We start from the raw sequence: 19,535 nt of genomic DNA, 5'->3' as shown, positions 1-19,535 counted from the left end.
AGATGAAAGTTACTAATCTTAGACCATTTATACCATCAGGCGAAGATTATATACTGGCTCAATGTTTTTTTGAAGATCTAGGTTTTGTGAAGATATACTCGGACGAAGGATTAAGTATTTTTCAAATGGATGAACAAGAATTCTTTCTCCAAAACTTTTTTAATCAAGAGTTTCAAGATAATTACATGGTAGAACTTATAGTTGAGGATTTAGATAAATGGTGGTCGCTCTTACAATCTGTTTACTCAATGAAGAAATATCCGATTAAGTTAACCGAACCTAAACAATATCCCTGGGGAAAACGGGAGATTAACCTGATTGATCCCGCTGGAGTGTGCTGGCATATCTCTGAATCTATCAAATGAATGATTATAGTAAAAAGTCGCCATTAAGAATGGTACATTTCAATGTTGATTATGAGTCTAACATTAAGATGTAGCTGTTCCATATAGCGACTTTTTTTATTACTTATTTAAGTATGAATTCGCGCTTTTGTTAAAAATAGCATTTTGTTGCATTTATCATTGACATTTTTTAACTATAAAAAGATAATAATTGTAAATATGGGATGAGGAGGGGTCGGACATTTGCCATAGATAGAATAAATATCATATGAATTCTGTGAACCATTCATCATCAAATATTTTAAAGGAGTGTAGTTATGTACGATAAACTCGTAGACATTTTGTGCTCTATCAAAGAAGATCAACCAGAACTCCGTCAATCGCTATCCCTTGAAACCGATCTGAATAACGATATCGGCCTCGATTCTCTCCAAATGATTCAATTTATGCTCAAAGTTGAAGAACAATTAAACTTAATCATTGACTACGATAACTTCGATTACGAACATCTCCAATCCATCCAAACCTTTATTACTTTCCTAAATCACTGTCAGCAGCAAGAGCTGCCAATGTACGAAAATGTCAACCCATGAAACTTCATGAAGTTTCCAAAATCGTGATGGGTAACTTCGATCCCGAAACAAGTTGGCGGGACTTGGATCTAACAAAGCTGCCATCTGTACCTGACAAGGAGCGGGAATCAATTGTACTCTGCATGGATGAGTTACTTTTTACATTTTGCGAGTATGGAGATGTCTTATACACACGATGCAAGATCAATCCAGCATTACATGATTATCTCAGCGGGTTAGGCTTCTCCTTTCAGACCCAATATCGTTATGACTTGAACAATGAGAAGGAGCCGTTGCCCGAATTAAATTTATTTAATCGATGCATCTTTAAGCTGGCGACTTCTCATGCCAACCATTTTGCAAACTATAAAGCTAAGGCTCTCTCTCCATTTGCGATTACAGCGGGTACGGAGGAGTATCTGCAAGTTATGGGTTTATCAGGTGCTTTGCCAGATCTAGAGACGGTGGTACGTGTAAACTCCAAGATATATTCAAATCGTCTGTTGGACAATATCAACCAGAAATGCTATGGGACTGAGGTGAATACCGCAGAAGAAATGGTGGCGATTGGTAACACACTTCTGATGCAAGGGCCATATCTTTTGAAAGATCCCTATGGTGTTTCTGGTAAGGGTAATTTACTCATTGATAGTGAGGCTATGCAGCAAAGAATTGCTAGGCACATACATACTCAGGAGGATAGAGGACTCCGATCTCTATTCCTGCTAGAGCCTCTGCTAACCAAAAAAACAGACTTCAGTTCACACTGGATCATTCAGAACAACGGAGATAAAGAGCTTATTTCCGTTCAATTCATGATGAATCATCTTCAAAACTACGGTGGATCTATTCATGCAGATGAGGCTTTTAGAGTTGAATTATCTAGCAAGGGATACTTTCAAGTCATTGAGAAAGCACTCCAGGTTTTGGTGGAGGATGGATATCACGGTTATGTCTGCTTTGACTCCATGATTCTGGAGAATGGTGAAATTGTACCTATTGTAGAGATTAACGCTCGAAAGTCTATGGGTCTCATCAATGCGTATCTGGATAAGCATTGGCACCCATACGGCCTTCATAGCTGGCTCACTTATGTGTCCGTCGGTCTTCCAGAAGGCTTCGAATTCGAGAATTTACTCCACTTGATGCGTGAATCCAGACTTCTATTAATTGTTCCAGGAGAATATGGGATCGTTCCTTTATCCTCAAATACCATGATGGTGAATGAGAATATACGTCGTCGACGCATCTCAGAGGGATTACAGTTGAAAAAAGGCATTCCGAAAGGACGGCTGTATGTATCTGTGGTTGCACGGGATGATCAGCATCGTCATGAGCTATTTGAAAGACTTCACCATATGCTTGTGAGCTTGTCTGTAAAAGTATACAACTAAATTTAAAGACACAGGGGGCTATCTATGGACCCATCTTCGGTTGCGTTATTGGCGTCAGGAAATTCTCTAGGAGCATATATTCCTGCTATGCACCTTCACACATTTCTAAAAGGCAAAGGAATCGAAACCGAGATTCATGTGCTGGAGAATTTGTATCATGCTGAAATCAGAGACAAGATCCGAATCACTAAAAAGGCCTTCCATTCAGATTTCAACATTGCTCGTATGGGACATAAGCTGGCCAAACCTATTGATTCTTCTCTCGATGAAGAAGCTGTTCAGACTCTTTTGAATAGATGGAAGGAAGCAAAAATCACCTGTTTTGCGGTATTTACTGGATTCTGGATACCTATTCTCATGCGCTATGAAAAAGTTGCAGACAACCCCGTAGACATTCAACTGATAAGGATGGATGCCATAGACACACCATCGTTTAAGGTACACAAGCAGTTGTACCCGCGATTTAACAATGTCTGGTTCTATGACCCCTCGAAGTTGTCACCATACAGTTACCTTAACTCTAATGAGGAAGAGCCATTACCTTATCATTGTCGATCTGGGCGTATTCTGATTCATGGTGGTGGGTGGGGGATCGGGACCTATAAAGACACCGTATCAGAACTTCGTGAAATCGGATACGCTTTGGATGTGATTGTCTATGATTCCTCCGAGGTCGAAGAGAATGATGGAATTACAAGATATTATGGAACCAAGGTCTCTTGGGATCCATGGAGCCGAGATGAGCAAGGACAGCACACTTTTCCACCTATGATCCATTATGTTCGTGAAGATGGTATTCTTCATGAGTATCCACTTCAGGACTATTTCGAATATATTCAATTGATGCGAAATTACGCAGCTATTATTAGTAAACCGGGAGGGTCAACATTAAATGACTCATTGGCGTTTAGTATCCCGTTCATTATGTTGGAGCCGTTCGGCGACCATGAGCTACATAACGCTGCATATTGGGAATCCTGCGGTTTCGGTATCCGGTTTACAGAGTGGAAAAATCAGGGTTACTCAAGACATCTACTGGTGGAGATTTGCAGACGCTTGCTAGAGCAACGATCAACAATCAACCATTTTGGGAGGATAACTTATGCAGCCAAAAACAACAGTTACGTTTGATCCAATTACATTTCGGAATATGAAAAGAACCTTGGTTCCTTTAGCGGAAACGAGCAGAAAGCGACGTGTTGATCCAACTTATGCAGCAGCAGTCCCTTATGAAATTGGAATTAAACTCAACAATGGTTGTAATCTACGATGTAAACACTGTTTCGAATGGAATCCTGAAGGCTTCCATCATGGTTTTGCCAAAGAAGTGAAGAATGACGAGATTGAAATTCCTGTCGTTGAAAAGTTACTTGCTGAAACAAGAGAAAATAAATCACGTGTCTTCTTATGGGGCGGAGAACCGCTATTTTACTCTAAATTCGATGAACTTGCAGAACTACTTGCTAAAGAAGATCGCTACACAACCATCTGTACGAACGCAATCCTTATTGAGAAGAAGCTGGATTCTATTCTGAAAATGTCGGAGAATCTGGTCATGCTCATCAGCCTAGAAGGCTTTGAGAAGGAGAATGATGCGATTCGAGGAAAAGGCACCTTTAAGAAAGTAATTCATGCAATACAACTTCTCCTGGATCTGCAACAGCAAGGTCTTTATAAAGGTAAAGTATCCGTAGCTTTGACGGTTAATGATCAGATGGTCGGCCAGTTATATAGCTTTATGGAATACTTCGAAGAAATGGGTGTAGATTCCGTCTACTTTTGCTTCCCATGGTATATTCCCTCCGATACCGCTGAGAAAATGGACACCTATTTCGATGCTCACTTCCCGCATCTTACTTCCCGCTTTACAGATAACCACAAGAATAGTTGGCACTCTTTCACGTTCCATATCTCTCCCGAAAATTTTGACACACTTATAGAAGAACTCAGAAAAGTGAATTCACGCGTATGGAATGTACGTATCCGTTACCAGCCTGCGCTTGAACCCGAAGAAGTAGAAGGTTTTATCCGTGGCAGTGAGAAGCCTGCTATGAACAGATCGAAATGTTTCTCGATCTCGAATCGAATGGATGTAATGCCCGACGGAAAAGTGAATCCATGTAAGTTCTTCCCTGAATTCAGTGTCGGTAATCTATACGAACAAAGCGTCGCAGACATATTCCATGGTGAAGATCTCAAGAAGCAACGTGAAATTTTAGCTTGTGGTTTAATGCCTATATGCTCGAAATGTGTGCTTCTATACAACAATGGGGTCTAGATTGAACTTACGATCAGGGGGCGTGGAGATGGATTATATCCATGTGCGAGAATTGCATAAAACATTTATTTATTACCGTAAAGCAGCTGGATTCAGAAATTCATTGAAAAACTTATTTGCTCGGAAGTCACTTGTAAAGGAAGCTGTCAAATCCATTTCCTTTGATATCGGCCCCGGAGAGTGTGTAGGGTTCCTGGGACCGAACGGAGCAGGAAAGACGACGACACTCAAAATGTTATCAGGAATTTTATATCCTACTAGCGGGGAGGCGAATGTGCTAGGTTATGTGCCCTGGGAACGGAAGAATGAATTTAAACGGTTATTCTCTATTGTCATGGGACAGAAAAACCAGCTATGGTGGGACCTTCCGGCTAGTGAATCCATTTATTTGAATAAATGTATTTATGACATCGATGATGATCTTTACCGCCGCAGCTTAGAAGAGCTTTCAGAGATGCTCGATGTGCAGGATTTATTGGATGTACAGGTACGCCGGTTATCCCTAGGTGAACGAATGAAGATGGAACTGATCGCTGCACTTATTCATCGTCCGAAGCTGTTATATCTTGACGAGCCAACGATTGGTCTGGATTTTCCATCGCAGAAAAAAGTGAGAGAGTTCCTGAAATACTATAATGAGCAGTTCGGTGCAACGATCCTGCTTACGAGTCACTACATGAAGGATGTCGAAGATTTATGCAAGAGGACAATTATTATTAATGAGGGCAATCTTCTATATGATGGGGATCTTCACAAGATCAATGATCTTTTTGGAGAGAACAAAATTATAAGGTTGCATTTCTCGGATCCTGTCGCTGAACAGAAATTAGCTAAATTCGGAAAAATCATTAGTGCTGATGAATACAACGCAGTACTTGAATTACCTAAATATCGTTTGAAAGAAGTGTCACGAGCTGTGCTCGATACATTCCCGATCATGGACTGGACGATTGAGGATGTACCGATCGAGGAGAGTATTTCGATGTTATACCGCAAGGAATCGGTTGGATGAATCGACGCAAATTATATACAGCTGTATTCTCGATGGGCGTCCAGCATTCGATGGAATATCGGCTTCACTTCTTTCTTGGACTACTCAGCGCTGTCTTTCCCATTCTCGTTCAGTATTTCATCTGGACCGCCGTTTACGAACATTCAGGGCAGACGGCTCTATTCACGTATTCATACAGTCAAATTATTATGTATACCGTATTATCAGGACTTGTATCCAAGTTGATTGCGACCCAGTTTGAAAACCAAATTGCTGATGATATTAAAAATGGTGGCCTAAATAAGTATTTGATCAAACCAGTCAGTTACTTCGGTTATCGGTTCATGTCCTTTTTAGGTCAGAAATCGATCTATTACGGTATTACTGCATTACTGCTCATTATCATTATATGGATTGCTTCTTCCGGAGGCGTAATGGAACTTCAAGCCATACGGTTGATCTTATTTGCCTTTACGCTTTGGGGAGCGCTCTTGCTAAATTTTCTGATCGCTTACTCTATCTGTGCTAGTGCTTTTTATCTGCACGAAATATCTTATTTTTTTGTGATTACAAGTTTGCTCGTCAATATTTTAAGTGGAGGCATGTTTCCTCTCGAAATATTTGGAGATTCGGTCGTGAAGGTACTGCAGTATACACCGTTTCCGTATACCATTTATTTTCCTGTCAATATTTTGAGTGGGAAAATGGATTCAGCCCAAATGAACGAAGGGTTATTCATCCAGTTTGGATGGATACTGTTCTTTTTTTGGTTATCCCGTCTCACATGGCGAATTTCCATTAAGAAATATTCGGCAGTGGGAGGGTAGGGGAAGAGCGTATGTTTAAAATTACGAAAAAATATTTCCGTCTATATGGCCTATTCATCAAAAACTGCCTTATTGCTCAAATGGAGTTCCGCGGCAATTTCATGATGAGTCTGATCGTCGAATCTGTATATTTGATAGCCAAGCTCCTTTATGTGCTGGTTGTGTTTCGTACAGATCTGCATGTGGATGGTATTCCTCCTGAAGGATTACTTCTATTTATCGGGATGCATACTGTCGTGACAGGTATTTATGTGGGACTATTCTTTACTAACTTCATGAAAATTCCGGAATATATAAAAGACGGCTCCCTTGATTTAATGCTCACAAAGCCGGTTTCTCTGCAGTTCATGGCCTCGATGCGCTACATTGATCTGGCTCTTCCAATTCCTGATATTATCGTTGGTTTTATCTTGATGGGGATTGGTTGGTACGCGATGAGTATACCACTCACATTTTTACACTTGGCCGGTATTATTTTACTGCTAATCGTTTCTATAGTTATCACATACTGTTTGATGATTATTCCAGCACTGCTTTCGTTCTGGTTCGTCCAGACAGGTTCCGTTTCGGAGATTTCACATTCTGTATGGGATGCTAATAATTTCCCAATGGCAATTTATCCGTCTTGGGTCCGCCGAATAGGAACATTTGTCATTCCATTATTCTTGATTACCAATTTCGGACCTATGTTTCTACTGGGGCAGTTGAATTGGCTACATACGGGATTGGCGATGCTTGCTTCAATTTTGTTGTTTGCTCTTATTCGACTGCTCTGGAAGCAGGCCGTTAAGGGATATAGTAGTGCAAGCAGTTAAGAGAAATATCATGCAAGTGTCCACTAATACATGTCCTTGGAAGAATGCGTATTAATTTGTCAAAAGGGGAGTATCCGATGAACACTGTACAGCTTCCGATTGTGAATCCTCCACTGAAGGGATTTTTGAGGTGGGCCTACACGCTATCCATTACTAGTAGTTATGAAGAAACAAAACCTTGGTATTACAGTAATTTTATACAGTTATCTTGCAATAAAGATTTTTTGGAGAATAGTACACAGTTTTATGTCGATTTTTTCAGGGGGAAGCCGAACGAACTGAATTATAATAATCCATTTCTACTGACCTGTGCCGTCAATTATGTGATTCTAGACCATTTACATATCGACGATTTCCCGAAATTTTTCGCAGATCTCATTCGAAGTAGGTACTATTGTGTTGTATTTATAGATGAATCAAGGTTATCCCTAGCTGCATCCTATCAGAAAGAATCTTTCCCGCATCATCTGCTTCTATATGGTTTTGATTGGGAACAAGAGATCTTTTATGCTTCGATGTTTGACAATCAGGGAATATATCGGAATGTACAGATACCATTTCGGGAAATTCAAGAAGCTGTTCATTCCATGCAGCAGTTACTTGATAGTAAGCGTACATTCGATCACCATACATATCTATATAAATGTATTCCTCATTCAGATTATACTTTTGATAAGACGGCTGCGGTCGATCAACTACGTGATTACTTAAATGGAGAGACTCATCTAAATCGAATTAATTATAACTTTGATCAAGATGAAGCTTTCGGAATTAAGATTTACGACTATCTCCAACTGTACTTTGATGCTGTAGAGAGAGACGATTCCCGACTGGTTCGACGAAATGATGTCAGGCATCTTCATGTTCTATGGGAACACAAACAATTGATGAGTGAACGAATCGGATACTTGATTGATGAGGGAGTAATTCCATATGATGAGGAACTCGTTCAAGGTTTCAAGGATATAAGTAACCGAGCAAAGAAGCTAAGAGATCAGTATATTCGTCATGAAATTCGTTATGACAGGGAAGTATTTCCTAGATTAAAGCTCCGATTCGAACAGTTTCGGGAAGAAGAGCCTATTCTTCTTCAAAAATTGATTGCATTACTCCTTGCTTGATTTGATTTATATTTAACTTAATAGAGGGTCCTGATGAATTTCTATCAGGACTCTTTTTTTACAGGTATCTTTAATAATTAAGTAATTAAGTTTACAAATGAATCGTAAGATGGAAGTGATTCCACACAAAAACAAATAATAGTACTTTGTTTTATGTGGGATTAATGAGACGAAAACATTTTCCTAGGAGGGAATTCATGAAGCAACCTATGAAAAGCCTGTTTATTTCATCGATTTCTGCTGCGGTACTGATCTCACTAACAACACCTTATAGTACTAGCGTTCATGCATTAGGAGCGGCACAGCTAGAAAGCCAAGTCGGAAGTCCTTCTGCAGCGAAGGCAGAACTTCCGATTTCTGTACTAAACCTTAAATTTGAAGATAGTGCGATTGACAGCTCGCCAAGTTCTGTATCTGCGAAAGTCTTTGGTAATCCGGAATATGCTCAAGGTCGTATTGGTCAGGCTGTACGATTGGTCTCAAAAGAGCAGTACATAGATTTAGGGGATCGCGATGAATTTCGTTTTGGTGAAAACACTGATTTTTCCATTGCATTCTGGATTAAAACAGAAGGAATCTCAGGAGATCCATCTATCATATCGAACAAGGATTGGAATTCCGGAGCGAATACGGGGTGGATTATTGGTGTAAACGGTTCTGGTTCTCTCACTTGGAATTATAAAACGTCTCTAAGTAAACGATTGGATTACAGCATGCCGGATGTTGCGGATAATAAATGGCATCATATCGTCGTATCGCATGATCGGACTCAAGGACAAGCTCGATTCTATAAAGATGGTGTACTCATCAATACCGTCGATATTTCGCAAATGAAGGGTACGCTGGATTCACCGTTCACAACCAAAATTGGCCAGGATGGCACTGGGAAATACGGTTCTGCATTAAAAGCTAAAGTGGATGAGTTACAAGTATTTAGAAGCGCACTTTCCGATACGGATGCACGCTTGATGTTTGATAATGCTCCACCGTTAAAGCCTACGCCTGTACAATCCATCTCATTGGATCGAACAGAGCTTTCCATTAAGACTGGAGCTCCTATGCCGCTGAATATAAAATTCTCTCCAATAGATGCTACGGTTCAAGATGTGAAATGGACCTCTAGCAATGAAAAAGTTGCAAAGGTCGCCACAGTGAACGAACGGCCAACCGTTATAGCAGGAGATCCTGGAGAAGCAACAATTACCGTCCATACCATAGATGGAAACAAGACGGCTTCTGTACGTGTCGTTGTATCAAATTCCTTGGATCTTACGGGGGATGGGCTGCTCACGAAAGTGGACCTTCAAGAAGTTTTGAAGAGACAAAGTAGTAAGCAAGGGGACAAGCGTTGGGAAAAGTCCAAAGTGGCCGATCTTAATAACGACAAGAAGGTAGACCGTAAGGATGTACAAATCATAGAAGATAAGCTTAAGCCTTATAAAAATGATTTTCTGTATAAACGTGTTGTCTTTATTGGAATTGATGGAGCCGGTAATGCCGTCAAAGACCCAAAAGCTAATGCAAAGAATATTCTGAAATTAATGAGTGAAGGTGCTTCAACTTTTGAAGCAAAAGCGATGCTGCCAACGATTAGTGCCGAGAATTGGGGTTCAATGTTTCATGGTGTGGAGCCTTCAAAACATAACCTGACCAATGATATTGTCGGTTCCACTCCATATCCTGAAGTAAATGATTATCCTTCGTTTATGAAGCTTCTGAAGCAAGAACGACCTAAGTCACAGATCGCATCCTTTACGACTTGGTCGCCAATCAACAAGGGGATCATTGAAGATTCTTCAGGCGCTTATAAAGTCAACGGCGGCAACGATTCTATAACAACCGAAAAAACGGTTGAGTACATTCAATCACAAGGCTTGAATACACGAAGTATTTTTGTCCATTTGGATGAAGTGGATGGAGCTGGACATAATCATGGTTATTTCAGCGATAAGTTTTATGAACAGCTAGAGAAAGCGGATCAGAACGTTGGAAAAATTATGATAGCATTAGAGGAAGCGGGGCTGATGAAGGATACACTAGTTATTGTCACGACTGACCACGGTGGGAGCGGTACAGGACATGGGGGTAAAACGACTGAAGAGCAGACGATTTTCTGGGCTGCGAAAGGAAATTCTATAAAGCCAGGTACTATATTGTCGGGTGAAGTAAGAAACATCGATACAGCTGCTGTCATTGCACATGCATTACGTCTAGGTACACCACAAAATTGGGATGCCAAACTCCCTTCGGGATTATTTAATACCAAATAACTGCAATGATAAACTAAAGAGCAGGAAGGGTCACTTTCGTTGGAAAGTAACCCTTCCTGTTTTTTTATTGGGGGAGTATCTGACGTTGACTAGGTCTTTTCTAATACAAAAAAACTTGTTTCTTCAAATGAAGTACATATAGACGTAAAGAATCATTTTTCCGGGAACTTTGTTGAAATGGGTATACGTGTGGTAATTCATATAATACGATCAGACATATTCAGAAATCCGAATAAAAATGAGTTGCGACGATAAACGGAGGGAACGTTATGAAATTATTTAGAATGATGATGATTTTACTTGGGAGCTTTAGTTTGATTGGGATAGGATGTACAGATCAGAAGCATGAGGTGGAGAAGGATAAAGAGGATACAACGGTGCTAGAAGAACAAACCGAGCAAAAGGGCGAAAATATTCGTATCCCACACAATGAGCGACTTCTCTTTTCAACGGACAAGAAATGGATCGAACGGGAGGGGCACCAGTCTGATCTGATTCGACTTCAATGGACAGCCGAAAGGGCTAAGCCAGCGATCGTCTGGGTCGATGAGAAAGGTAAGGATAAGACGGCGATTATCTCCCATGACAAAGCCAACAATCCGGAACAGCAGGATCACAAGCATATCTCGTTTGAGACAACGATGTCGCCTACGGGAGAGTATGCAGACCAGCTATTTACACGGTTCGAGATCCCCTTTGATACCGATATAAGCGAAATTCGAACCCATTCATCGAACTTCAATGTGATGAGCGGAGTTTTACGAGTGGCTGGAGAAGAGAATACGAATCGGGACATCCAGTTTAGTGTTTCCGGTAAGAATAATAAGACCACACCTCGATGGGCTGTGCGCGCTGACAGCTCAAAAGAGGATGAAGGTAATTCAGGTGCCAACCTACAATTTGTTCGCTACAGTAACGATGGTGAAGTTCTGGATTCTCCGCTAACCATACAGCGAAATAACGGGAATGTCGGCATTGGTACGAGTGACCCAGACTCGAAGCTTGATATTAATGGGGACAAGCTACGTATCCGCAATAAGTATACGCCGGCTTCTTCTAGTTCTGCCTGCAGCCAAGGACAGATGGCTTGGGATGATGAATATGTATATGTTTGCGTAAGTCAAAATAACTGGAAAAGAACAGAACTATCATCTTGGTGATCTTGTAAGAGAAAAACTTAGACAAGTGTTTATTGCATCTATGGATGTTTTCAAGTAAACTGTACGTTACATCTTGTTATACGGAAGGAGATAATAACTATGAGCATTCCTTCATTAAATAGAATTAATGAACTAAGCCGCAAACAGAAAACAACAGGTCTAACTCCGGAAGAATATGAAGAGCAACAAAAACTTCGTCAGGAATATCTGAAAGACATTCGTGGGCAAGTCCTTTCGACCATGTCTACCTTGAAAGTTGTTGACCCTAACGGGGATGATGTAACCCCTGAGAAATTGAAAATTACACAACAACAGAATCAGTCACAAAAGCACTAAGCACCTTTTAATTATCAGAACCTCCACAATCTTTGTGGGGGTTTTTTTCTTGTTTCTTAGAATAGACCCAATTTAAACATGTGTTGACGATAATATTTAAAGTGTATATATTATATATATACGGTATATACTTTTGCGGAATTGAGGTGAACAACATAAAGGTCATATTATCTAACGCATCGAGTGATCCCATTTACATACAAATCATGAATCAGATTAGACAGAACATCCTGAGTGGTGAAATGGCTGCGGGAGATAGTCTTCCTTCCATTAGACAACTGGCCAAAGAGCTGCAGGTCAGCGTCATTACGACGAAGCGTGCTTATGAAGAACTAGAGAAGGAACAGCTTATTGACTCTGTTGTTGGGAAGGGCTGTTTTGTATCAGGGGCCAATAAAGAATTTATTCGAGAACAACGCATGAAACGATTGGAAGAGAAAATGATGGACATTATTCGTGAAAGCAAGGAATTAAGCATGTCCAGACAAGAGGTGCTTGACCATCTGTCGATATTATTTGAGGAGGAAGATCTACTATGAATGCCATTGAAGTACGTAGTCTGACCAAATCTTACCCATTGTTTAAGGTTGATCATATATCTTTAGATGTGAAACAGGGATACATAACAGGAATAATAGGTCCAAATGGTGTTGGAAAGAGCACTTTGATCAGGATGATACTTGGTATGGTTCGGCCCGATTCTGGAAGCGTTAAAATATTAGGTCTGGAAATGCCAAAACATGAAATTGACATTAAACAACGTATTGGCGTTGTGTCAGATGATTGCTTCTATTACGAACATCTCACCATTTTAGATACGATGAAGATGATTCAACCATTTTATAAGTATTGGAACGACCATAAATTTTGGACCTATCTAGATCAATTTGGATTGTCACTTAAGAATAAGGTGCAGGATTTATCAAAAGGGATGAAAGTTAAGTTAGCCCTTGCCATCGCATTATCACATGAGGCAGAGCTTCTAATCATGGATGAGCCGACCTCTGGACTTGATCCCATATTTAGAAGAGAAATGCTCGATCTTCTTACAGACATCATGCAGGACGAGAAAAATACGATTATTTTCTCCACGCATATTACCACCGATCTGGATCGTATAGCGGATTACATCACATTTATAAATCGTGGGAAAGTCATATTTAATGAAGCGAAAGAAGACCTGTTAGAGAAATACGCGATCGTAAAAGGCGATTTACAGCTTCTTGATTCGGACATTCGAAAAAAGTTCATTGGCATAAAAGAAACATCAGTTGGCTTCGAGGGCTTAGTCGATAATAGGCAGGAAGCCGAGCTGTTGTTTAGCAGTTACGCTATTTTGGATCAACCTTCATTAGAAGACATCATGTATTTTACGACGAAAGGTGGCGGCGTTTATGCTTAATCTGCTTCGTAAAGACTTCATTGCATTAAAAAGTTCTTTGTGGATGGTTTTCCTCTATCTTGGAATATTCAGTATTACGTTCATACCCAAGAGTGAACTCTCGATTTACTTTGTTGGTATCTATACTGCTTTTGGTTCAATTACACTAATCACGATGAATGACATTAAGAACAATAATCATCATTTCTTGGTCACACTACCCGTCAGCCGGAAGCAAATTGTGCAGGCTAAATTCTTAACTGCCATTATAATCACACTTTTTGGTGTTTTTGCTTCTTACGGCATTCACTGGGTCGCGAAGATTGTATATCCACAGTTTAGTAAGCCAGATTACTCAATCTTGGCCATCTTGGTTCCAATAGCAATCGTTTTATTATTAACTTCAATCTATATGCCCCTATTCTACGCTCTTAGTAAAAAGGGAGCAGGTATTATAAATGCCGTTTTCCTGGTGGCTATTATTACGATGTCGCAACCTGTAGCTGTGGCCATATCAGTGATTAATCAGAAAGATGTATTGCAGGATCAATCCATGCTCTTTATTCCACTGGGGATCATCCTTATATTCATTGCTTCATATTTCTTGACAATGAGTCTATTTTCTAAGAAAGATATATAGACCATTCAATAACAGTTACATACTTGGAAATCTAGTTGATTCCAAAAGGAGTACTTGCCACGGCATGACTCCTTTTTTTGTGTAAAATGAACTTTTATAACCTCTGCGATCTCTTATCTATGAAAAAGGGGGGAGAACATGAATATTGGCCGTCTTGTCAGGCAAGCCCAAAATGGAAACAAAGAAGCTTTATTACAATTAATCATAGCCGATCAGGACGCTTATTATCGTCTTGCCTATACATATATGGGAAACGAGCATGATGCAATGGACGCGATGGAAGATATGATAGTTACACTTTATGAAAAGATTGATCAATTGCAAAAGAGTGAGGCATTCTACAGCTGGAGTAAAACGATTCTCGTAAATCGTTGTAAAACATTACTGCGCAAACAGGAGCGATTTCTTCCATTGGAAGACGAGCGGGAACAATCACTGGCTGCATTAACCGAAGATAACCCATATCGTTATTCAGAGTCTGAGATGGACATGCAAGTACTGTTGTCTCATCTGAACTCACGGCAGCGAGAGGCGATCGAACTACGGTACGTACATGATCTTCCATATCAGGCCATTGCGGAAATGACCGGTGCACCAATAGGCACGATCAAATCAAGAATTTCGCAAGGTCTACAAAAATTAAAAGCCATGATCGGAGGTGATCGTTATGAGAACGATCGAGGAGAAATTAAAGGAACACAAACAAACCTTGAATATGGTACAGGCTCCGTCAGAACTTGAAGATAGACTTCGAAATGCATTGATACAAGTACCGACTAAGAAGAAAAAAAAGAATAAACCGATGACGTGGGTTGTATCATCAGCTGCAGCACTCCTGTTGATTGTTGGAACGTATCAATACCCTGCATTTGCTTATTATGGAGGTAAGTTACTCAATAAAATCGAGCTGTCTTCGCTAAGCTTTACTGAAGTAGCGGAGAAAGGCTATGGACAAGTCGTCAACAAAAGCACTACACTTCCTGATGGCACGGTCATTACTATTAATGGTGTTATAGCTGATGATAACGCATTATTAATGTATTACACCATTGATCGCATGACAGGATCCGTATTTAATGAAAATGGTACACCTCGTTATCATGTGGGTAACATACAAGGGTTCTTGACCGATTCAGTTTGGAAAGGTGGATATGGCAAGTACAGCGAATATGAAACACATCACGAGGGCGTGTATAAATTCGAGCCGGTTAGTCCGTTCTCCAGAACATTAACCGTTACTTTTACCGAGTGGCTGGATGAAAAGGAACGAGGGTCATATCCTATTTCCTTCAAGTTTGAAGCCAATAAAGCAATGAAGAGTATTATTAAAGAGGATATTTCTAAATCTGTTTCTGTCGATCAGGGAATTGTTCACTATGACACCATTACGGCTTCACCCTCTTCAACCATCTTGAAGGGGCATTATGAAATGGATAGTGATGAATACCCGAGATTTTCAGGTAAAACAAAGCTTTATGTGAATGGAACAGAAGTGAAATTTTGGGGAATGCAATCAGATCACGCTGACCCGGACACTCCGGGTTTTGAACTTGAATTCGATGTCTTACCTACTGACAAGATTGAGACCATTGAACTTGTACTTGAAACCTTTACTGGATTTCAGAAAATTGAAGAGCCCATTTCCATAACCTCTCCATCAGATCAATCCATCCAGATTGGTGATGAAAAGATATGGATTCGAAGCGTAACCAAAACTGACACAGGCTATGATATCATTATCGCCAGAAAACAATTTACAATCTTGGATACCGAGAATTTATCCATACAAGCTGGTGGTAGCATAGTACCCGTATCATCCATTTCCACATCACGGAGGTGGGATCTGAACAACGGTAACATTCTATGGGAGCAGACCTATTCATTTAACACAACGGACCAACCGGAACAATTACTGCTGGACGGATTCCACTATATTAAAACCTACGATAAGACATTATCTATTCCTGTAAAGTGAACCATAATGATATGCAACTTAAGCTTATTATCTCCCGTCAATATTAACTATGAGGGGGAGTTAGGGAAGTGGAGCGGTCTTTATTATTAAGTCTAATGTCAGTTGCACTAGTGTTTCTATTGATAGGTTGTTCATCTCAAGATATCAACAATAACAAAGAACTAACAATTAAGAGACCCGGTGGAGTACAAAGCTTCAAAGAAAAGAACACAACATTAGAAGCAGTGGATGAGAAAAAGATTGAATCTTTAAAAAATTCATTAATCGAAGATGTTTTGAAAGAAAACCCAGATTACTCAAATGATGCTTTAGAAAGTCGATGGGCAGAAGTACAAGATGTAGTTTTAGATAGAACAAGTAAAAATATATTTAAAGTGAAAATAATAGATCAACAATCAAAAGACATTCTAATACTTAGAAATGATAAACGCAATTTGTCAGAGTTAAAGAAGGGACACAATATTGTTGTTGTAACACCTAAAATGTGGTTGGAATCAGCTCCGCCACAAAACACTACTCTAAAACTAGTCATCTTATAGTAAGATAATAAAAACTAAGCCACATAATCATTGGTTTACTTAATATATATTATGTAAACTATATTTGCTAACGATATTCCAACGACGAACACTCATGAAATCACAGATGAGATTTGGTACAAACTCCTAAACATCTTAACCAGGTTATTGTCTGGTGATCCGAGTTAGAAATGATTAGACGAGAAAGGGAGACCCTTTCGTAAATAGAAATGCATTAGAAGCTCATTCGAATGGCATTCGGTATGAATAATAACATAAAAGAGGATAAAAACACTAAAAAGCCGCGCTATTACGGCTTTTTTCTGCATTTTAGGGCTGGGAAATCAGTCAATTTCACACGTAAATAACGGCTAAAAAATATGCGTATAACATAAATTATACGCATATTATGATTTAAAGCATTTTTATTTCGTTGGATAGGCAAGTGGTTACGTTCTAAATCGATGGTTTTTAACAATTATTCATAAAAATCGAATCGGGATGTCCTTGAAGCGACCAGAGGACATTTTTGGCATTTTGAGTTGAAGTGATCTTTGTTTAAATGTTGCCTTACTTTGGTCGGATATAATAGGTGATGGTAATGTGATAATCTCACTTTCATCCTCATCACTCAATCCATGAATTCGAATCTGGGTACGATTCAACTGAACCCAAATATTTTCGGGGTGAACGCCTTTTGGTATTCTAATTTTAGTAATTAATATATTATGTGTATCGACGTGTTCATATTGTAGTTTGGAATTGTTCCTACTTTTTAATGCAGAATTCATATTTGCTTCACGTAGTGCATTTTCAACATATTGATCCACTTCATCGGAATTGAATTTAAGATGTTCTTTAATACCTTTAAAAGGAAAGTGCTTCTTGAAGAATGGATCTTCTCGTAACCAGTCTAAATTCGGCAGATCCGAGCTCATAATCTCCCTCCTTTGTTCTTAGGTATTGTATGGGTGAATGACCTTTTTAGTGACAACTGGGCTAGTATCTACATAGAATGACGTAGTGATTAAGTGTGAAGGAGTGTGGATTGGTGGTTTCAATAATAGGCAATATGAAAATTAACAGTGTTGGCCCCAGTTCCACAGTGTTAGTGGGAAATACGGCGTCTGTAATTCTTAGCAGCAATGTAAAGAACAATGGGGGAGCTAACTCATTCTCAGTCGGTGATTCTCTTGGAACGGTCATTACAAACAATCAAGCGAGTAGTACCAATACATTAGATCCAGATGCCGTTGATCAGGTGTCTGTTCCTTAAGGATGTCGGTTTATGAACTTATCCGTATATCAGTGTATAACGGTTCAACAGTTACGTATTGGCTCAGTGTCTAATTCATCTGTTTTGCAAATTGGTACTTCCGGAACAATAAAAGCTCTTTCACATGTTTATAACACCAATCGAGCAGAGAGTGTAGCTGCAGAAGATGAACAAGGAGCTGATCAAGAGCAGCCGCAGCCAATGGTTCCCTTACCAGAACCGAGCCTAAGGGAGTTTATCGCTTAATATGTTCATTGAATTATTCATACAACCCCTACATAGAATAGGATAGGAGGGGTTGTATGCATCCTTTTTACATTCAGCAATTGTTTCAAGAACTGAAGAGGCAATCAGAGAAACTAGAGAAGATGGATCAATTGTTGCAGGATCTACGTAAAGATGTGGATGGGTTAATGAGCAAAAACAGTACGAACATTGAGCGAATTGAATATCATTTTGATCTCCTCAAAATTGAGAAGCTTGAGGGCACTTTAAATATTGGGATGACGCAAAGTGCAGGTAAAACAATAGACGATGTGATGGTAAATGGCCAGACTATGGAACAAATTCAGACTGATCCCAAGCGAGCATTAATGATCACGAATATTCAGCAGGCTGTTTATGCGTATCTTGAACATGAGATTCCTAAGATGATTGATTGTTTAACAGAGGAAGGGCAAATCGATTCGAAACATAAGGAATTAATCATCCAAGATATTAAAGGACAGGTTGATGCTCGCATTGTCTTATATGTAGATCAAATGGAATCGAATAATACACAAAAGCTAGATGATGCGTCCGTGCAGGATACAATTGTTCAGCAAGTGAAGAAAGATATTGATGTCGCTGTAAAGCAGCATATTGAACAGACTTATAAGGGAAAGAAGGATACAAATGAAACTGAACGTCGTGAATAAAGCGTTGTCCGTAGGCGAGATCAAAGTGTTGTCCATCAGTAGTTCATCTGTATTCCTTGTTGGTGATACGCAGTTCATTAACTGCTCGTCTTTATTCGATACGCCTCCAGATTCTTTAATTCCTAGTGCGGAGCCTTCCATGGATCAGCAGTCCTCTTTAGAACCGAAGCAACAGTCATGAGAAATTCAAAAATAATAAACGTGTACATCAATCGTATCTGTGATAGTGCAGTGGTGATATGTGGCGAGTCCGGAAATATTGTCTCTAAGGCCTGCGGCATTCATGTGCAGAAAGAAAAGGAATCATCAGTAGATGAGGTAGAGTTCACGGATTACACGATATTTAAGGAAGAAATACCGCATTGGATCGATGATCATGACCAAGAAGTTCAGATGACGATCTCTAACAAACTACTTGGATCCGTGATTCAGATAAATTCAGTTCGAATTCTGTCTGTTAGTACTGGATCGACCTTCCAAGTTGGACCGAATCGAACGATGGACTTGGAGAGCCGGCTTAAATTCATTAAAGAGGCTCCAACATCGAATGCTAAGGGAGAATCTACAGCAGGTTAAAGTGTGAGGAAAACCTTGATAACAAGGTCATTCTCGGGCTCATATAAGTCTGTTCTCTATGATGGAGAGAGCGGACTTTTTGTGTGTTTATGATGCCATGAATTGCTGCAATTACTACAAATCTGAAGGATTTGTGCTAAAATT

At 39.7% G+C, this 19,535-nt stretch carries 24 protein-coding genes; 23 read left to right on the top strand and 1 reads right to left on the bottom strand.

Going from position 1 to position 19,535, the window contains the following annotated elements; all coding sequences use genetic code 11:
• Positions 1 to 2: 2 nt before the first annotated feature.
• The 18 genes from ACK8P5_RS13355 (at position 3) to ACK8P5_RS13270 (ending at position 16,643) form a co-directional block, all read left to right on the top strand.
• The gene (locus tag ACK8P5_RS13355) at positions 3 to 365 is read left to right on the top strand and encodes a hypothetical protein (RefSeq protein WP_422656770.1); all 363 of its coding nucleotides are present in this window, start codon (positions 3 to 5) and stop codon (positions 363 to 365) included.
• Between the two features lie 296 nt (positions 366 to 661).
• The gene (locus tag ACK8P5_RS13350) at positions 662 to 937 is read left to right on the top strand and encodes an acyl carrier protein (RefSeq protein ID WP_422656769.1); all 276 of its coding nucleotides are present in this window, start codon (positions 662 to 664) and stop codon (positions 935 to 937) included.
• Positions 934 to 2,310, top strand: coding sequence for a hypothetical protein (locus ACK8P5_RS13345; RefSeq protein ID WP_422656768.1), 1,377 nt, complete (start codon positions 934 to 936; stop codon positions 2,308 to 2,310). Before ACK8P5_RS13350 ends, ACK8P5_RS13345 begins: the two co-directional genes overlap by 4 nt.
• A gap of 24 nt (positions 2,311 to 2,334) precedes the next feature.
• On the top strand, positions 2,335 to 3,441 hold the full coding sequence (locus ACK8P5_RS13340; protein WP_422656767.1) for a hypothetical protein: 1,107 nt from the start codon (positions 2,335 to 2,337) through the stop codon (positions 3,439 to 3,441).
• Positions 3,413 to 4,588 (top strand): radical SAM protein, encoded by a 1,176-nt coding sequence (locus ACK8P5_RS13335; protein ID WP_422656766.1) that lies wholly within the window; start codon positions 3,413 to 3,415, stop codon positions 4,586 to 4,588. The genes ACK8P5_RS13340 and ACK8P5_RS13335 overlap by 29 nt, the downstream gene beginning before the upstream one ends.
• Before the next feature lie 28 nt (positions 4,589 to 4,616).
• Complete coding sequence (locus tag ACK8P5_RS13330) at positions 4,617 to 5,600, top strand: ABC transporter ATP-binding protein (protein WP_422656765.1); 984 nt, start codon at positions 4,617 to 4,619, stop codon at positions 5,598 to 5,600.
• Complete coding sequence (locus ACK8P5_RS13325; protein ID WP_422656764.1) at positions 5,597 to 6,406, top strand: ABC transporter permease; 810 nt, start codon at positions 5,597 to 5,599, stop codon at positions 6,404 to 6,406. Before ACK8P5_RS13330 ends, ACK8P5_RS13325 begins: the two co-directional genes overlap by 4 nt.
• A gap of 11 nt (positions 6,407 to 6,417) precedes the next feature.
• Complete coding sequence (locus ACK8P5_RS13320) at positions 6,418 to 7,221, top strand: ABC transporter permease (protein WP_422656763.1); 804 nt, start codon at positions 6,418 to 6,420, stop codon at positions 7,219 to 7,221.
• 77 nt (positions 7,222 to 7,298) lie between these two features.
• Positions 7,299 to 8,342, top strand: a complete 1,044-nt coding sequence (locus tag ACK8P5_RS13315; RefSeq protein ID WP_422656762.1) for a hypothetical protein — start codon at positions 7,299 to 7,301, stop codon at positions 8,340 to 8,342.
• 197 nt (positions 8,343 to 8,539) lie between these two features.
• A complete protein-coding gene (locus ACK8P5_RS13310; RefSeq protein WP_422656761.1) occupies positions 8,540 to 10,612 on the top strand; it encodes a LamG-like jellyroll fold domain-containing protein in 2,073 nt (690 codons plus the stop codon).
• Positions 10,613 to 10,881: 269 nt separating this feature from the next.
• Positions 10,882 to 11,772 carry a hypothetical protein gene (locus tag ACK8P5_RS13305; protein WP_422656760.1) on the top strand — a complete coding sequence of 297 codons (891 nt, stop codon included), beginning with the start codon at positions 10,882 to 10,884 and terminating at the stop codon, positions 11,770 to 11,772.
• Positions 11,773 to 11,871: 99 nt separating this feature from the next.
• Positions 11,872 to 12,108, top strand: coding sequence for a DUF896 domain-containing protein (locus tag ACK8P5_RS13300; protein ID WP_422656759.1), 237 nt, complete (start codon positions 11,872 to 11,874; stop codon positions 12,106 to 12,108).
• A gap of 206 nt (positions 12,109 to 12,314) precedes the next feature.
• Complete coding sequence (locus ACK8P5_RS13295; protein WP_422656758.1) at positions 12,315 to 12,647, top strand: GntR family transcriptional regulator; 333 nt, start codon at positions 12,315 to 12,317, stop codon at positions 12,645 to 12,647.
• On the top strand, positions 12,644 to 13,510 hold the full coding sequence (locus tag ACK8P5_RS13290) for an ABC transporter ATP-binding protein (protein ID WP_422656757.1): 867 nt from the start codon (positions 12,644 to 12,646) through the stop codon (positions 13,508 to 13,510). The genes ACK8P5_RS13295 and ACK8P5_RS13290 overlap by 4 nt, the downstream gene beginning before the upstream one ends.
• The gene (locus ACK8P5_RS13285) at positions 13,503 to 14,129 is read left to right on the top strand and encodes an ABC-2 transporter permease (RefSeq protein WP_422656756.1); all 627 of its coding nucleotides are present in this window, start codon (positions 13,503 to 13,505) and stop codon (positions 14,127 to 14,129) included. The genes ACK8P5_RS13290 and ACK8P5_RS13285 overlap by 8 nt, the downstream gene beginning before the upstream one ends.
• A gap of 138 nt (positions 14,130 to 14,267) precedes the next feature.
• On the top strand, positions 14,268 to 14,870 hold the full coding sequence (locus tag ACK8P5_RS13280; protein ID WP_422656755.1) for an RNA polymerase sigma factor: 603 nt from the start codon (positions 14,268 to 14,270) through the stop codon (positions 14,868 to 14,870).
• Positions 14,797 to 16,104, top strand: a complete 1,308-nt coding sequence (locus ACK8P5_RS13275; protein ID WP_422656754.1) for a DUF4179 domain-containing protein — start codon at positions 14,797 to 14,799, stop codon at positions 16,102 to 16,104. Before ACK8P5_RS13280 ends, ACK8P5_RS13275 begins: the two co-directional genes overlap by 74 nt.
• Before the next feature lie 95 nt (positions 16,105 to 16,199).
• Positions 16,200 to 16,643: a hypothetical protein gene (locus tag ACK8P5_RS13270; RefSeq protein WP_422656753.1), complete on the top strand. Its 444-nt coding sequence runs from the start codon at positions 16,200 to 16,202 to the stop codon at positions 16,641 to 16,643.
• A 461-nt stretch (positions 16,644 to 17,104) separates the two neighbouring features.
• On the opposite strand, the gene ACK8P5_RS13265 is transcribed toward ACK8P5_RS13270, so the two are convergent.
• Positions 17,105 to 17,560, bottom strand: coding sequence for an Hsp20/alpha crystallin family protein (locus ACK8P5_RS13265; RefSeq protein ID WP_422656752.1), 456 nt, complete (start codon positions 17,558 to 17,560; stop codon positions 17,105 to 17,107).
• Positions 17,561 to 17,673: 113 nt separating this feature from the next.
• Here ACK8P5_RS13265 and ACK8P5_RS13260 point away from each other — a divergent pair, with 113 nt between their 5' ends.
• Genes ACK8P5_RS13260 through ACK8P5_RS13240 form a run of 5 tightly spaced genes read left to right on the top strand, consistent with a single transcriptional unit; the run spans position 17,674 to position 19,391 of the window.
• Complete coding sequence (locus ACK8P5_RS13260) at positions 17,674 to 17,898, top strand: spore germination protein (protein ID WP_422656751.1); 225 nt, start codon at positions 17,674 to 17,676, stop codon at positions 17,896 to 17,898.
• Between the two features lie 12 nt (positions 17,899 to 17,910).
• Positions 17,911 to 18,144 (top strand): spore germination protein GerPB, encoded by a 234-nt coding sequence (locus ACK8P5_RS13255; RefSeq protein ID WP_422656750.1) that lies wholly within the window; start codon positions 17,911 to 17,913, stop codon positions 18,142 to 18,144.
• A 56-nt stretch (positions 18,145 to 18,200) separates the two neighbouring features.
• A complete protein-coding gene (gene gerPC, locus ACK8P5_RS13250; RefSeq protein WP_422656749.1) occupies positions 18,201 to 18,815 on the top strand; it encodes a spore germination protein GerPC in 615 nt (204 codons plus the stop codon).
• The gene (locus ACK8P5_RS13245; protein ID WP_422656748.1) at positions 18,793 to 18,996 is read left to right on the top strand and encodes a spore gernimation protein GerPD; all 204 of its coding nucleotides are present in this window, start codon (positions 18,793 to 18,795) and stop codon (positions 18,994 to 18,996) included. The genes gerPC and ACK8P5_RS13245 overlap by 23 nt, the downstream gene beginning before the upstream one ends.
• Positions 18,993 to 19,391: a spore germination protein GerPE gene (locus tag ACK8P5_RS13240; protein WP_422656747.1), complete on the top strand. Its 399-nt coding sequence runs from the start codon at positions 18,993 to 18,995 to the stop codon at positions 19,389 to 19,391. Before ACK8P5_RS13245 ends, ACK8P5_RS13240 begins: the two co-directional genes overlap by 4 nt.
• Positions 19,392 to 19,535 lie beyond the last annotated feature (144 nt).

It is taken from the genome of Paenibacillus sp. EC2-1 (assembly GCF_049311625.1).
GTDB lineage: Bacteria > Bacillota > Bacilli > Paenibacillales > Paenibacillaceae > Paenibacillus_AQ.
The sequence above is the reverse complement of the archived record's forward strand: the minus strand, read 5'-3'. Positions and strand labels throughout refer to the sequence as shown.

Excerpts from the sequence above, each read along its gene's own strand:
- ACK8P5_RS13355 (WP_422656770.1), top strand. The coding sequence starts at position 3 with ATGAAAGTTACTAATCTTAGACCATTTATACCATCAGGCGAAGATTAT.
- ACK8P5_RS13350 (WP_422656769.1), top strand. The coding sequence starts at position 662 with ATGTACGATAAACTCGTAGACATTTTGTGCTCTATCAAAGAAGATCAA.
- ACK8P5_RS13345 (WP_422656768.1), top strand. The coding sequence starts at position 934 with ATGAAACTTCATGAAGTTTCCAAAATCGTGATGGGTAACTTCGATCCC.
- ACK8P5_RS13340 (WP_422656767.1), top strand. The coding sequence starts at position 2,335 with ATGGACCCATCTTCGGTTGCGTTATTGGCGTCAGGAAATTCTCTAGGA.
- ACK8P5_RS13335 (WP_422656766.1), top strand. The coding sequence starts at position 3,413 with ATGCAGCCAAAAACAACAGTTACGTTTGATCCAATTACATTTCGGAAT.
- ACK8P5_RS13330 (WP_422656765.1), top strand. The coding sequence starts at position 4,617 with ATGGATTATATCCATGTGCGAGAATTGCATAAAACATTTATTTATTAC.
- ACK8P5_RS13325 (WP_422656764.1), top strand. The coding sequence starts at position 5,597 with ATGAATCGACGCAAATTATATACAGCTGTATTCTCGATGGGCGTCCAG.
- ACK8P5_RS13320 (WP_422656763.1), top strand. The coding sequence starts at position 6,418 with ATGTTTAAAATTACGAAAAAATATTTCCGTCTATATGGCCTATTCATC.
- ACK8P5_RS13315 (WP_422656762.1), top strand. The coding sequence starts at position 7,299 with ATGAACACTGTACAGCTTCCGATTGTGAATCCTCCACTGAAGGGATTT.
- ACK8P5_RS13310 (WP_422656761.1), top strand. The coding sequence starts at position 8,540 with ATGAAGCAACCTATGAAAAGCCTGTTTATTTCATCGATTTCTGCTGCG.
- ACK8P5_RS13305 (WP_422656760.1), top strand. The coding sequence starts at position 10,882 with ATGAAATTATTTAGAATGATGATGATTTTACTTGGGAGCTTTAGTTTG.
- ACK8P5_RS13300 (WP_422656759.1), top strand. The coding sequence starts at position 11,872 with ATGAGCATTCCTTCATTAAATAGAATTAATGAACTAAGCCGCAAACAG.
- ACK8P5_RS13295 (WP_422656758.1), top strand. The coding sequence starts at position 12,315 with ATGAATCAGATTAGACAGAACATCCTGAGTGGTGAAATGGCTGCGGGA.
- ACK8P5_RS13290 (WP_422656757.1), top strand. The coding sequence starts at position 12,644 with ATGAATGCCATTGAAGTACGTAGTCTGACCAAATCTTACCCATTGTTT.
- ACK8P5_RS13285 (WP_422656756.1), top strand. The coding sequence starts at position 13,503 with ATGCTTAATCTGCTTCGTAAAGACTTCATTGCATTAAAAAGTTCTTTG.
- ACK8P5_RS13280 (WP_422656755.1), top strand. The coding sequence starts at position 14,268 with ATGAATATTGGCCGTCTTGTCAGGCAAGCCCAAAATGGAAACAAAGAA.
- ACK8P5_RS13275 (WP_422656754.1), top strand. The coding sequence starts at position 14,797 with ATGAGAACGATCGAGGAGAAATTAAAGGAACACAAACAAACCTTGAAT.
- ACK8P5_RS13270 (WP_422656753.1), top strand. The coding sequence starts at position 16,200 with ATGTCAGTTGCACTAGTGTTTCTATTGATAGGTTGTTCATCTCAAGAT.
- ACK8P5_RS13265 (WP_422656752.1), bottom strand. The coding sequence starts at position 17,560 with ATGAGCTCGGATCTGCCGAATTTAGACTGGTTACGAGAAGATCCATTC.
- ACK8P5_RS13255 (WP_422656750.1), top strand. The coding sequence starts at position 17,911 with ATGAACTTATCCGTATATCAGTGTATAACGGTTCAACAGTTACGTATT.
- gerPC (WP_422656749.1), top strand. The coding sequence starts at position 18,201 with ATGCATCCTTTTTACATTCAGCAATTGTTTCAAGAACTGAAGAGGCAA.
- ACK8P5_RS13245 (WP_422656748.1), top strand. The coding sequence starts at position 18,793 with ATGAAACTGAACGTCGTGAATAAAGCGTTGTCCGTAGGCGAGATCAAA.
- ACK8P5_RS13240 (WP_422656747.1), top strand. The coding sequence starts at position 18,993 with ATGAGAAATTCAAAAATAATAAACGTGTACATCAATCGTATCTGTGAT.